General features: G+C 57.7%; 12 protein-coding genes. 11 read left to right on the forward strand and 1 reads right to left on the reverse strand.

What is annotated here, in order from left to right; genetic code table 11:
• The first annotated feature begins 50 nt into the window (after positions 1 to 50).
• The 3 genes from dnaE (at position 51) to ACUZ9Q_RS10655 (ending at position 5,714) form a co-directional block, all read left to right on the forward strand.
• On the forward strand, positions 51 to 3,539 hold the full coding sequence (gene dnaE, locus ACUZ9Q_RS10645; protein WP_192113728.1) for a DNA polymerase III subunit alpha: 3,489 nt from the start codon (positions 51 to 53) through the stop codon (positions 3,537 to 3,539).
• A gap of 6 nt (positions 3,540 to 3,545) precedes the next feature.
• Positions 3,546 to 4,709: a metallophosphoesterase gene (locus ACUZ9Q_RS10650; protein WP_449247845.1), complete on the forward strand. Its 1,164-nt coding sequence runs from the start codon at positions 3,546 to 3,548 to the stop codon at positions 4,707 to 4,709.
• 174 nt (positions 4,710 to 4,883) lie between these two features.
• The gene (locus ACUZ9Q_RS10655; protein WP_233483171.1) at positions 4,884 to 5,714 is read left to right on the forward strand and encodes a radical SAM protein; all 831 of its coding nucleotides are present in this window, start codon (positions 4,884 to 4,886) and stop codon (positions 5,712 to 5,714) included.
• A 54-nt stretch (positions 5,715 to 5,768) separates the two neighbouring features.
• On the opposite strand, the gene ACUZ9Q_RS10660 is transcribed toward ACUZ9Q_RS10655, so the two are convergent.
• Positions 5,769 to 6,827 carry a DUF1848 domain-containing protein gene (locus ACUZ9Q_RS10660; protein WP_449247847.1) on the reverse strand — a complete coding sequence of 353 codons (1,059 nt, stop codon included), beginning with the start codon at positions 6,825 to 6,827 and terminating at the stop codon, positions 5,769 to 5,771.
• A 154-nt stretch (positions 6,828 to 6,981) separates the two neighbouring features.
• On the opposite strand from ACUZ9Q_RS10660, the gene ACUZ9Q_RS10665 reads away from it, so the two are divergent.
• From ACUZ9Q_RS10665 to ACUZ9Q_RS10700, 8 genes are all read left to right on the forward strand, one after another.
• On the forward strand, positions 6,982 to 7,149 hold the full coding sequence (locus ACUZ9Q_RS10665; protein ID WP_022657287.1) for a hypothetical protein: 168 nt from the start codon (positions 6,982 to 6,984) through the stop codon (positions 7,147 to 7,149).
• Complete coding sequence (gene queD / locus ACUZ9Q_RS10670) at positions 7,146 to 7,559, forward strand: 6-carboxytetrahydropterin synthase QueD (RefSeq protein ID WP_449247848.1); 414 nt, start codon at positions 7,146 to 7,148, stop codon at positions 7,557 to 7,559. The genes ACUZ9Q_RS10665 and queD overlap by 4 nt, the downstream gene beginning before the upstream one ends.
• 13 nt (positions 7,560 to 7,572) lie before the next feature.
• Positions 7,573 to 8,499 carry a WcbI family polysaccharide biosynthesis putative acetyltransferase gene (locus ACUZ9Q_RS10675; protein ID WP_449247849.1) on the forward strand — a complete coding sequence of 309 codons (927 nt, stop codon included), beginning with the start codon at positions 7,573 to 7,575 and terminating at the stop codon, positions 8,497 to 8,499.
• Positions 8,500 to 8,837: 338 nt separating this feature from the next.
• Positions 8,838 to 9,461 (forward strand): flavodoxin family protein, encoded by a 624-nt coding sequence (locus ACUZ9Q_RS10680; RefSeq protein ID WP_449247850.1) that lies wholly within the window; start codon positions 8,838 to 8,840, stop codon positions 9,459 to 9,461.
• A 744-nt stretch (positions 9,462 to 10,205) separates the two neighbouring features.
• Complete coding sequence (locus ACUZ9Q_RS10685; protein ID WP_449247851.1) at positions 10,206 to 11,534, forward strand: SLC13 family permease; 1,329 nt, start codon at positions 10,206 to 10,208, stop codon at positions 11,532 to 11,534.
• A gap of 32 nt (positions 11,535 to 11,566) precedes the next feature.
• Positions 11,567 to 12,412 (forward strand): fumarate hydratase, encoded by an 846-nt coding sequence (locus ACUZ9Q_RS10690; RefSeq protein WP_449247852.1) that lies wholly within the window; start codon positions 11,567 to 11,569, stop codon positions 12,410 to 12,412.
• A gap of 9 nt (positions 12,413 to 12,421) precedes the next feature.
• Positions 12,422 to 12,985 (forward strand): Fe-S-containing hydro-lyase, encoded by a 564-nt coding sequence (locus ACUZ9Q_RS10695; RefSeq protein ID WP_215648004.1) that lies wholly within the window; start codon positions 12,422 to 12,424, stop codon positions 12,983 to 12,985.
• Positions 12,986 to 13,085: 100 nt separating this feature from the next.
• Complete coding sequence (locus ACUZ9Q_RS10700) at positions 13,086 to 13,715, forward strand: fumarate reductase (RefSeq protein WP_022657294.1); 630 nt, start codon at positions 13,086 to 13,088, stop codon at positions 13,713 to 13,715.
• Positions 13,716 to 13,722: the final 7 nt, after the last annotated feature.

A 13,722-nucleotide genomic window follows, 5' to 3' on the forward strand; every position in this document is an offset into this window, starting at 1 on the left:
GTCAGGCCTTTGCGCCGGTAACGCCCGCCTTTTCCGCTTCTGGAGTTTTCATGTCAGATTTTGTCCATCTTCATTGCCATACCGAATACAGCCTGCTTGACGGCGCCATCCGCATCAAGGATCTGTGCGCCCGCGCCAAGGATTTCGGCATGCCCGCCTGCGCCATCACCGACCACGGCAATCTCTTTGGCGCGGCCTATTTTTATCAGGGTTGCAAGGATTACGGCGTCAAACCCATCTTTGGGTGCGAGGTTTACGTCTGCCACGACCACAAGGATAAAAGCACGGACTCGCCCCTGGCGCGCCGCCGCAACCACCTGATTTTGCTGGCCCAGAACACCACAGGCTACCACAATCTGGTCAAGCTGGTCACACAGGGCTACCTTGAGGGTTTTTATTACAAACCCCGCGTGGATAAACCCCTGCTGCGCAAGTATTCCGAGGGCCTCGTCTGCCTTTCGGCCTGCATTGCGGGCGAAATCCCCCGCGCCATTCTTGCGGACGACATGGACAAGGCCCTGAGCCTCACGCGGGAATACGCCGATATCTACCCCGACCGTTTTTATCTTGAGTTGCAGTCCAACGGCCTGCCGGAGCAGACCAAGGCCAACAACGCCCTGCTGGAACTGGCGGAAACCACGGGCGTGCCGCTGGTTGCCACCAACGACTGCCACTATCTCACCGCTGACGATGCCGAAGCCCACGAAGTGCTGCTCTGCATTCAGACGCAGACCACCATGGACGACCCCAAGCGCATGCGCTTTGGCACCCATGAGCTGTACTACAAGTCCATCGAAGAGATGGAAAAACCCTTTGCCCATGTGCCCGAAGCACTGGCCAACACCATGCGCATTGCCGAGCAGTGCAATGTGGAGCTGGACTTCGGCCACCACTACTTCCCTGTGTACAAGCTGCCGGAAGGGGCCAGCCTTGATTCCGAATTTCGGCGGCTGGCAGAAGAAGGGCTGGAAAAACGGCTGGAAAAACACCCCGACAGAGACACTATTGATGTTCAGCTCTACCGGGACCGCTTGCAGTACGAACTGCGCGTTATCCTTGAAATGGGTTTTCCCGGTTACTTCCTCATCGTGCAGGAATTCATCAACTGGGCAAAAAACCACAATGTTCCCGTGGGGCCGGGGCGCGGTTCCGCCGCCGGCTCGCTGGTGGCGTGGGCTCTGCGCATCACCAACCTTGATCCCATCCCCTACAATCTGCTGTTTGAACGCTTTCTGAACAACGAACGCGTCTCCCTGCCCGATATCGACGTGGACTTTTGCGAACGCCGCCGCGTCGAGGTCATCAAGCACATGGTGGAAACCTACGGCGAAGGCTCGGTGGCGCAGATCACCACCTTCGGCACCATGAAGGCCAAGGGCGTTGTGCGCGACGTGGGCCGCGCCCTGGGCATGAGCTTTGCGGAAACTGACCGCATCGCCAAGCTAGTGCCCGCCGACCTCAAGATGACCATCAAAAAGGCCCTTGAGGCAGAGCCGGAGCTGGAAAACATTTACCACTCCGACCCCAAGGTCAAACACCTGCTGGACACGGCCCGCCGCCTTGAAGGTCTGGCCCGCCACGCCTCCACCCACGCCGCCGGGCTTGTGGTTTCAGACAAGCCCATGGAGGAATACCTCCCCCTTTATCAGGGCAAACGCGGCGAACTTGTGACCCAGTTTGACGGCCCCATGACGGAAAAAGCCGGGCTGGTGAAGTTCGACTTTCTTGGCCTGAAAACCATGACCCTGATTCAGGACACCCTGGACAACATCACCCTTCAGGGCCATGAACCGCCAGATCTCGACAACCTGCCGCTTACGGATACGGAAACCTACGAACTTTACGCCCGTGGCGACACGGACGGCGTGTTCCAGGTGGAAAGTTCGGGCATGCGGCAGTATCTGCGCATGCTCAAGCCCTCGTGCTTTGAAGACGTCATCGCCATGCTGGCCCTGTACCGCCCCGGCCCGCTCGGTTCGGGCATGGTGGACGAATTCATCAAGCGCAAGCACGGGCAGGTGCCCGTTGTGTATCCGCACCAGTCGCTCACCGACTGCCTGCGCGATACCTACGGCGTCATCGTCTATCAGGAACAGGTCATGCAGATCGCCCAGATCATCGCCAGCTATACGCTTGGCGGGGCCGACCTGCTGCGCCGCGCCATGGGCAAAAAGAAAGCCGAAGCCATGGCCAAGGAACGCGTCAACTTTGTTACCGGCGCGGAAAAGAACAACATTGACAAGGACAAGGCCAACGAAATTTTCGACTTGATGGAAAAATTCGCCGAATACGGCTTCAACAAGTCGCACTCCGCCGCCTATGCCCTCATTTCGTACTACACGGCCTACCTCAAGGTTCACTACAAGGTCGAGTTCATGGCCGCCCTGCTCACCTCGGAAATGGGCAATCAGGACAAGCTGCTCAAGTATGTCTCGTGCTGCAAGGACATGGACATCAATGTAGTGCAGGCCTCTGTAAACCAGAGCCAGCGCGAATTTACGGCCCACGACGGGCAGGTGGTCTTTGGCCTTGGCGGCATCAAGAACGTGGGCGATGAAGCCATACGCGAAATTGTGGAAGCCCGGGCCGAAGGCGGCGACTTTGCCTCGCTGTTTGACATGTGCTGCCGGGTAAACCTGCGCAAGGTCACCAAGCGCGTGCTTGAATCGCTGGTCAAGGGCGGCGCGTGCGACTGCTTTGGCGTACCCCGCGCCGCCATGCTGGCTGCCATTGAGATTGTGGTTGCCCGCGCGCAAAAAAAGGCCAAGGACAAAACATCCAATCAGGTTTCGCTGCTCTCCATGGCTCCGGTTGTGGAAAGCGCGCCCCAGCCCGGCATAGGGCTTGACTGCCCCGAAGCTTCGTTGCCCGAAATGGCGGACGACGACAAACTGCGGGCAGAGAAGGAAGCCCTGGGCTTCTTTTTGACCAGCCACCCGCTCCAGCCATTCATACGCGAAATCCGCCGCCTGGGGCTCACCACGCTGGAAGACGCGCGCGAACTGTTCCCCGGTGCGGAAATCCGCTGTGCGGCGCTGGTGGTCAGCGTCAAGGAAGTGCTGACAAAGTCCAAGGGCGAGCGCATGGCCTTTGTGGGCATTGAAGACCTCACAGGCCACGCCGAAGTGACGTTTTTTCCACGCACGTACGCCGAATGCCGCGATCTTTTACGCTCAGAGCAGCCCATCTGCCTGGTGGCGCGCCTCGACAGCCAGACCGACAACGGCGACAACGCAGACATGGATGAAGAAGCTGACGAAGGCCCGCGCGAAATCAAGCTGCTGGGCCAGACCGTCCGCTCGCTGGCCGAAGCCTGCGGCCAGAGCGACACCCCCATATGCGTGCAGATACCGCAGCACCGCCTCGGACGCGAAGACATGCTGGCCCTGCGCAATCTTCTGGAAAAATTCCCCGGCCCGGTGGAAGCGCATGCCCAGGTTTTTCTTGATGGGCACGTGTGCATTCTGCACCTCGACAACTCTCTGAAAGTACGCCCCGGGCCGGATCTGGATAAAGCTCTTGCCGCCTGGGCTTCATAACACTATATGTTCCGATTTTTTCTGGTAACAGGCATAGGCCTGGCCGTTATCAACGGCTGGATATCCTGGTGGCTGTGGCGCGCGCTTTCCGGCACGGGCTGGCTGCGCATAATCCTCTGCATCCTTGTGCTTGCTTTGGGTGCGGCCTTTCCCCTGCTCTACAAGGGGCATGGCGATACCCTTGCCCATATGTGGGCGCTGCGGGCCGGGGCATTCTGGATGGGCGTGGCCTTCTACGCCTTTGCGCTTGTGTTGATTGCCGACATCTGGGGCCTTGGCGCACGTTTGTTTGGCGCAATGCCGCCCGCCACCCCACGCTGGGGCGCAGTGCTGCTGGTTATGGGCCTGCCCCTGCTGCTGGGAGTGGGCAGCTGGTTCAACGCGGCCTTTCCCGTGCTGCGGCACTACGACATCACTGTGCGCACGCAAGGCCCCGTACCCAGCACCTACGTTGACAAGCCGCTGAAACTGGGCGTTATTACCGACATACATCTGGGCCGCCTCCTCACAGCAGGGCGGCTGGGCAGAGCCATCGAACTGCTGGCCCCGGAGCAGCCGGACGCAATCCTCTATGTGGGCGACATCATTGACGACCATATAAAACTGGATGCGGAAGCCACTGCCGCAGCCCTGGCCGTGGCCCAGCCGCGCCTTGGGCATTGGGCTGTGCCGGGCAACCACGAGTATATCTCTGGTTCCATCGATAAAAGTCTGGATTTTCTGCGCGCTGTGGGCATGCATGTGCTGCGCGACCAGTGGGCCGTGGTGGACAACAGCTTTGTGCTTGCTGGCAGGGACGATTTGAGCAAGCCCGGTTTTACGGGCATCCAGCGGGGCAGCATGGAGGAAATTTTGGCCGATCTGCCAGAACAGTACCGTGGGCTGCCCCTTGTGGTCATGGATCACCAGCCTGCCGCCCTTGAAGAAGCGCGCAATGCAGGCGCTGCGCTCGTGCTGTCAGGCCACACGCACAACGGGCAGCTCTGGCCCTTTAACTTTGTGACGGAACTGAGATACGAAAACCCGCTGGGCCTGCTGACAAAAGGCAACTTCCACTCTATCGTCAGCGCTGGCACAGGCACTTGGGGGCCGCCCCTGCGCACTACGGGCCGCGCCGAGGTTTTGCTGGTTACGGTGCATTTTGCTTCTGCGGACAATGCCGCTCCATAGTTATCGCCATGAGATGATCGACGCCCCGGGCATCTGGTTCCGGAAGGAGGCCGCGTGTTATTCTGCTCCAGGTTTGTTCGGGAACTTGTATTTGAAGAAAGGGCCTTGCAACCCTGCTGCAATACGCACAATATCGTTGTACCGAGTTTTTCTTTTGCAGGCGGCGCGGTGGATATGGAGGCATATACCCGCCATATCGCCAGCGTTGCGCAGGAAGTGCAGAAGCAGAATCCCCAGGTATGTGCGGGCTGCCCCGATCTTGTTCCCCTTTCGCATTCTGTCTGTGTGCCCAAGCTGCGATTTGCCGTTCTTTCCCTGAATCACCACAGACACATCTGCAACTGCCGCTGCGTCTACTGCGACCTGTGGAAGCCTGGACAGCACCCACGCCCCATTGCCATTCTCCCCGCCATACAGAGCCTGTATGAGCAGGACGCACTGGAAAAAAACTGCGCAGTAAGCTGGGGCGGGGGAGAATCCACCCTGTTGCCTGATTTTGAAGCCACAGGCCGCTGGCTGCGCGAGCATGACTACTTTCAGTACGTGCATACCAATGCGCTGCGTCATTCTGCCTGGATTGACGAAATGCTTTCCACCGGCGGCGGCAAAATCAACATCAGTCTTGATTCCGGCAATGCCGCAGCCTATGCCCGAGTTAAGGGCGGCGACTGGTGGAATGACGTGATGGCTTCGATGGAAAAGTATTTTGTTGCAGCAATCACGCCAGAACAAATTGATATCAAATACATAATTTTTGAAGAAAATAACAAGATCGCCGACGTTGAGCAGTTTTTCCAGATCTGCCGCCGCTTCGGCGTAGTGAATGTACAGTTGTCCTTCAATTTTCTGGAAGTAAATGCTGGCGCGGTCAGCGAGCATTCCATTACCGCAGCCGCGTATTTTATGCACCGGGCGCAGGAACTGGCTCTTGCCTGCGAGCTGTTTTTTGTGGATGCACCGCTGCGTGAACGTATTGACCGCGCACGCGGCAAATTTTTTCAGTAGCCTGAGCGGGTTCAGCGTCCCCCGCAAAATCAGGCGTACGAACCAGGTCCAATGTCAGGCGGGCCTCTCCGGCTCTGCAAAAATGCTCTCCCCCTCTGGATCATGCCGCCGGAAATTTCGGGCAGCCACGGCGGGAGAGGTATTGGCGTAGCAGTATACGCAGCCGTGGGGGCAGGTGTCGTACTGGCCCACATCCTTGCAGGGTACGCACAGACACACCGCCCGCTGGCCTGTGTCGCGCGGGTACTCATGTGCTGTGCTGGCAAGGTTCGCGCCTGAGGGCATTTCCAGGGGCAGGCCCAGTTGCCGTTGCGGCGTAATGCCGAAGAGACGCAGCATGTCCGGGTGTCTGTTGGTGAGCCTGAGGATAAGTTCCGGGTCGGTGCAGCGGTTATGGCTGATGCCCCAAGCCGAGAGGTCGCCCTTTTCGCCGCAGGTGCAGGGTTCCACGCCCATTTCCGCAGCAAGAGCGGCCACCCCCGCTGCCACGGTCTGCATCTCCGCCTGTGTAAAATCACGCCAGGCAAGGCCCGCCCTGCGCAGATTTTCCCGCACCTTGCGGTAGTCGGCAATATCGGCAAAACTGAACACCAGCTTGCGGGTACAGCCTTTCAGGGCTTTGCCGATGCGGGCCATTTTTTCCAGCAGCGCATGGCAACCGCCAGGATTTTGCGCCAGTGGCCCGGCCAGCATCAGGGGATCAAAGCGCCACACGACCCTTTCCGGCCCAGCCGCATCCGCAAAACGGCGAAAGGTGTCGATGCGTTGGGCAAGCGGCGGTAAATTGGGTTCCCAGCCTTCAGCCTCATAATCATTGAGCGTAAATTCCAGATACCAGGCGAGGCCCCGCGCCTCCACCTCCGGCAGCAAGGGCAGCAAAGGCCGCGGATTTTTGCTCCAGAACACGACAACCCGCGTGTTGGCAAAAGACACAAACTGGGGCCGCCCGTTGAAGGGATTGATCCAGCAGGCATATCCCGCGCGCAGCCTGTTGATAAACCAGGGAGCGTAAAAGGCCGGAATATCCGTTGCCCGGCTGGCCGCAATGATCTCTGGAGCAACTGCGCTTGCCGGCCCCGATGCGGTGGTTATCTGTACTGTACGCCACTTCATGCCCAAAGTGTTTCAGGGCTGCGCGGCTTCGTCAACTGCACGGGGCATGAGGCCTGCCTGAAACCATCGCTCTGACGTGCATTTTGACTTATCCGGCGCAATTGTTATGCTTAAGGGCAAGCACAATCAATAACCTGTAACAAACTGGAAATTCATGTCTTTCTTTTCCTGGATGCAAAGCCTCTTCACGCCGCCCTCCACTGGCGACCCTGATCTGGATGATCCACATCCAGGCTTTGAATGGAACCAGAACGCCCGCATCATGCTGGCGATCATTGTTGTCATTATTTCGGCCTTCGTGGTCTACTGGATACTGTCATGACAAAGGGCGCTTTCTGGCGGCTGACCGTGCGGGACGATTTTTCTGCTGGTCATGCCCTGCGGCATTACGAGGGCAAGTGCGAGCGCATGCACGGCCACAATTTTGCGGTGGAACTGACCGTGCAGGGGCAGCGCCTGACCCCGGACACTGAAATGCTGCTTGATTTCAAAACGCTCAAAAGCGGTCTTAAAACCGTGCTTGACGCGCTAGACCACCGCCTGCTCAACGAAACGCCGCCCTTTGACGTCATGAATCCTTCGTCAGAAAACCTTGCCCGGCATATCTGGCGGGGCATGGCAGAGCTGCTGGCAACACATGACGATCTCCAGGTCCGGCAAGTGCGGCTTTACAGCGTCACAGTGTCTGAAAAAGCCGCGCAAAGCGCCACCTACATGGAAGTGGACGACTGATTCAGGGACGCGAATGGGGATGGACGTTGGCGCACCCCAAGAATACGGCCCCCTCACACCCAAGACAGACGGAACCAGCATGACCAAGGCTCTGTGTCTTCTGCACGCCAACTGCCAGGGCGATGCCCTGCGGCCCCTGCTGGAAAACACCCCGGCCTTTGCCAGCCGGTTTAACATCCGCCAGTATGTGAACTATACGCGGCAAAGTATTGCAGACAGCGATATTGAACGCTGCGAGCTTTTTCTCTACCAGCGCCTTGCGCCCAAGTGGGGCGACCTTTCCACAGAACAGATGCTGCCGCGCCTGCCGCAGCACTGCCTGTCCATTGAGATTCCCAACCTGTTTTTCAAGGGTTACTGGCCTTTCTGGTCCCGCGATGACCGCATCAACTTTGCCGACAGCCTGCTGGAGACGCTGCTGCAAAAGGTCACGCCGCAAGAGGCGCTGACCCTCTATCTGCGCGGCGCAGCCTCGCTGCTGGGCGATGCGGACGCGCTCAACGCGCAGGCTGAAGAATCGCTTGCGCGTGAGGAAGCCAAGGAGGCCGATGCCCCCATACGTTGCGCGCCGCTGCTGCGCGAGCGCTGGCGTGCTGAACAGATGTTCATCACGGTCAACCACCCTGGCCGCGAACTGCTGTTCCACATGGCGGACAGCCTGCTGCACCTGTTGGGCCTTGGCGTTCTGCCCCCCTCCACACGCGGGTCATATGTTCACCCACTTGAAGATTTCTGGCTGCCCATCCATCCGGCGGTGGGGAGCACGCTGCACCTGCCCTTTGCCAGCGCGGACAAACGCTGGCCCATCTTCCACTCCCTGCTCACGCACAGGGAATATACCCTGTGCTACATGGCCTGCCGCGCAAACAATGTGCCGGACTTTCTGACCTTTCTAAAAAACCTCTCGCCGGACGCCCTGCGGCTGGCCGCAAAAATATGACAGACTGATTCTGACTTGCCGACATGGCTGTTTCTGAATCCCTGGCTGGTGCAGAGCCGCGAACAGGCGGCACACAGCCCAAGGGGGGCGGCAGGCCCCTGCGTGGCTTGCGCACGTGAAAGGCATTGCGTACTGTTGGCAGGTCAAAAAATCATGGACGAAATTACGCACAGGCTTGCAAACACATTCACCAAGCCTGCGCAGCCCGGCATCTGCTGGCCTGACGCTCCCAAGCGTCAACATCTGGCTGGCTTTTTACCAACAAAATCATACGGGGCACCGGCCTCGCCGCTCCGCTCACAGCGGGGCGGGAATTTTGCACCCGAAAGGAGATTCTCATGAAGGTACTCATGCTCAACGGCAGCCCTCATCCCAAGGGCTGTACCTTTACCGCGCTGTCCACGGTTGCGGCGCAGCTGGAAAAAAACGGCGTTGAAACACAGATGCTCCAGTTGGGCACAAAGCCCATACAGTGCTGTATTGGCTGCGGCAAATGCAATGATACCGGGCATTGCGTATTCAATGCCGACCACGTTAACGAGGCCATTGACCTGCTGCGCGAGGCAGACGGCTTTGTTGTGGGTTCTCCTGTTTACTACGCCGGCCCCAATGGCGGCGTGTGCTCCTTTCTTGACCGCATGTTCTATGGCAAGTCCCTCCACTATGCCTTCAAGCCCGCCGCCGCCGTGGTGAGCTGCCGCCGTGGCGGGGCCAGCGCTTCCTTTGATCGGCTGAACAAATACTTTACCATTGCGCGCATGCCCGTGGTTTCTTCCCAGTACTGGAACGCCGTGCACGGCAATACGCCGGAGCAGGTAATGCAGGACAAGGAAGGCTTGCAGATCATGCGCACCCTTGGGGACAACATGGCATGGCTGCTCAAGTGCATCGCCGCTGGCAGGGCCGCGGGCGTGGCAACTCCAACCCCGGAGCCGTGGGATCCCACCAACTTTATTCGCTAGAACCAGACACCATGTGAGATACCGTGCAGATATTCCTGCACTATCTACCCGTTTGCGGGGCAAACGCACAACCACAGTAACAGGCAAATATCAGTGATCAGGGCTGTCCGAAATATTTTCGGGCAGCCTTTTTTATTGTCTGGCTGTTCATTTTATATGCCCCTGTTTTATGCAACAGCATATCCGGTCAGGATGATCGCCGCGCATAAGCCTTCTACGCGCTCTGACGGAACTTTTCACACGCGCTGCACGCTGGCTGCTGTTATCTCAATGTCCCCAGTAAGGCTGATAAAGTTTTATCCGCGCATTCGCGCTTTATCTTTGGGCCTCCATACAGATTATTTTGCACTGAATATGTGTCTTGCACAAAAAAGCATACCTTCATTGAAAATTGCGATATAAAATTTATACAAAAAGACAATTAATGAAGATCAAACCACTACAATATTTATGACCGATAAATATTCATACCGCATAATATGCGTATTTGTGATTTTTATTACATACTGCTTAATATAAAAAAAAATTCCATCTTTCATGCTGCATACGTTGAATAAATTATGAAGATTGATCAATCATTCAGCATAATACTGTTGCCACGATTTTTCATATCTGGCATTGTTTCAGGTATCCATTTATTTTCCCTGCCATTGTATACCATAAACGCGAAAAGTCGAGCAGGGACGCCGTAAATTTCATGATGCAGGAGGTTGGCGGATGAAAAGACCAGCTCTATGGGCGTTTATGCTGCTTGCGATTGTTCTTTTTGCCGGACATGAGGCCTTTGCAGCTTCCAGTCTTGGCATCAAGCTACCAGAAGACCCCACCAAGGCATACATCACGCTGGGCATCCTGCTGGTTGCCGCGGTGATGTTTTTTACGGAAGTTGTCCCCCTGCCCATCACGGCCCTGCTTGTGCCGGTGGCTCTGTCTCTCACAAATGTGGTTTCGTCCAAGGTTGCCTTTGGCTACTTTGGCGACCCCACCGTTGTGCTCTTCATGGCCATGTTCATTGTGGGCGAAGCCACGTTTATAACCGGATTTGCAGACAAGGTGGGCGGCCTGGCAGTCAAGCTTTCCAAGGGAAATCCGGTTAAACTCATCGTATACACCATGGCGGCCATCGGCCTGCTTTCAACCGTGCTTTCCAACACCGGCACCACAGTTGTGGCCGTCCCCATGGTGCTTGGCATGTGCATCAAGGCCAAACTTGCACCCGGCAAGGTGCTTATGCCCGTTGCCTTTGCCTCGTCACTGGGCGGCACGGTAACGCTTGTAGGCACGCCGCCCAACGGCATTATCAACTCCATGCTTGCCCAGACAGGGCAAAGCCCCTTTGGCTTTTTTGAATTCGGCCTTATCGGCATGCCCTTGTTGGTCGTTGGCCTGCTCTATTACGCAGTTATAGGCCACAAGTTCTTGCCGGAAAAGCTGCATGACGACAGCGAAGACGACATCGAAGTTGACGCCAAGATCCGACGCGAACACAAAATGTGGCATTCCGTGCTGATTTTTTCCTTTGTGGTCGCCATGATGGCCAGTGAACTTATGCCCCTGACCACTGCCGCCGTTCTGGGCGCCTGCCTTATGGTCATTGCAGGCTGCATGACCATGCGTGAAGCCTTCCGCAGCGTTGACTGGACAACAATTTTTCTGTTCGCGGGCATGCTTTCCATGTCGGCTGCCATGGACAAGTCCGGCGCAGCCGCCATTGTTGCTAACGCAGTGGTGAGCACGGTCAATGACCCGTGGATGCTCATGTTTGTGTGCTGCGCCCTCACCGCCGCCATTACCAACTTCATGTCCAATACCGCCACTGCGGCCCTCATGGCCCCGCTGGCTCTGCCGATCGCATTGGCGACCGGAATTTCTCCCCTGCCCATCACAATGGGCATTGCCATGTCGGCCTCATGCTGCTTCCTGACGCCCATTGCCACCCCGCCCAACACCATCGTGCTTGGCCCCGGCAGATACAGCTTCATGGATTACGTCAAGGCTGGCTGGCCTTTGCAGTTGATTTCGCTCATTATGTGCTGGCTGCTTATCCCGCTGATCTGGCCTTTCCATCCCTAGCCAGCAGCAGTCGTACTTATAAAGAGGAAGACATGAAGGAAATCAATGTTGAGGATATAGCGCGCGCCGTTGCCGACCTTGCAGTGCGCGCCTGTTGCCGCCTGCCGCAGGATATGGTGGACGGCATGCGCAGGGCGCATGAGGTTGAACCCTCGCCCGTGGGTAAAAACATTCTCGAACAACTGCTGGAAAATGCGTCAATCGCAGCCAGCGACGGCATTCCCATTTGCCAGGATACCGGCCTTGCCGTGATTTTTGCCGATGTGGGGCAGGATGTGCGCATTGTGGGCGGCGCGTTTGAAGACGCCGTCAATGAGGGCGTGCGCCGAGGCTATGTGGACGGTTACCTGCGCAAATCCTGTGTGGCGGAGCCATTGTTTGATCGCAAAAATACGCGCGACAACACCCCTGCAGTAATCCACACCCGTCTTGTGCCCGGCGATTCGCTGCGCCTGCGCCTGGCCCCCAAGGGGGCAGGCTCTGAAAACAAGAGCGTGGTCAAAATGCTCGTGCCCGCTGACGGCATTGAAGGCGTGCGCAAGGTGGTGCTGGATGCCGTGCTGGCAGCAGGGCCCAATTCATGTCCGCCCATGGTGGTGGGCGTTGGCCTTGGCGGCACCATGGAAATGGCCGCCATCTGCGCCAAGCGCGCCGCCGCCCGCGACCTTGAAAGCCGCAACCACGATCCGCGCTATGCGGCCTTTGAAGAAGAACTGCTTGAGCTTATCAACAAGACCGGCATTGGCCCTCAGGGCCTTGGCGGGCTGACTACGGCGCTGAAAGTGCATGTGGAGTGGGCGCCCACCCACATTGCCTCCCTGCCTGTGGCCGTAAACATCAACTGCCACGCGGCGCGCCACGCCGAAGTTACGCTGTAGGAGGCCACCATGTCGGAAAACCAGATGAAAAAAATACGCGCTCCTTTTGACGAAGCCACTGCGCGTTCACTGCGCGCTGGTGACCGGGTGCTGATTTCGGGCACCATTCTTGCCGCGCGGGATGCGGCCCACAAACGCCTGGTGGAAACACTGGACAAGGGCGAACCCCTGCCCGTGGATCTGAAGGGCGCGGTGGTCTATTACGTGGGGCCAAGCCCGGCCAAACCCGGCGAAGTGATCGGCGCTGCCGGGCCAACCACCTCGGGGCGCATGGATGCCTATACCCCACGGCTGCTTGATCAGGGCCTCAAAGGCATGATCGGCAAGGGCTACCGCAAGCCTGAAGTGGTGGAAGCCATGAAAAAACATGGAGTGCCGTATCTTGCCGCCGTGGGCGGGGCAGGCGCCCTGATCGCCCGCAGCATTAAAAAATATACGGTGCTGGCCTACGAAGACCTTGGGCCCGAAGCAGTGGCCGCCATGGAAGTGGAAGATTTTCCCGCCATTGTGGTCATCGACAGCACGGGCGACAACTACTACGAAACAGGGCAGGCCCCGTACAGACGATCCTGACTTGCGGCCGCCCCTGTGCATGCCAAATGCTGAATGCTTAGAATTGGCGCAGTTTGTCGCGCCATATTGTAATGCCTGATATCTTTATGAAGGAGTAGGTATGGCCTTGAGCAGATCCCCTGTCGATGACCGAACCCGCCTTGATTTCTGGCAAGCGGCTTCTGGCGCTGTACTGGCGCTGTTTGTATGTGTGCATCTTGTGCTGGAAGGAACAGTCGTCCTCAGCCCCGCACTGACCAACGGCATTGCATGGTTGCTTGAAGTCACCATGCTCGCGCAGGTGGCGGCCCCCGTCATCATGCTGCTGATCCTGTTCCACTTTTACATTGCGGCCCGCAAAATGCCCTTCCGCGCCAATGAACTTGGCGTGTTTGTGCAACACAGCAAGGGCCTCAAGGAAGTGGATACGTGGCTGTGGCTGGTGCAGGTTTTTACGGCCATCGTTATTCTGGCTGGCGCTTTCTACCACATTTACAGCGTCATGACAGACCTGCCCATCAATGTGGCGGGCAGCGCCAAGCGCCTGCACTCGGGCTGGCTGGCCTTCTACGTGTTCTTTCTGCCTTGCGTCATTCTGCATACGGGCATTGGCGTGTACCGCCTGGCCGTCAAGTTCGGCGTGTGCGTCAAGGCCACGCGCCCGGCGTGGCGCAAGTGGACCTGGATTGTCATGGGCTGTTATCTTCTGCTCGGCGCGGCGGCTCTGACCCGCGTGTGGTTCTTGGGATAGGGGGTGC

Source organism: Desulfovibrio desulfopostgatei, assembly GCF_053570645.1.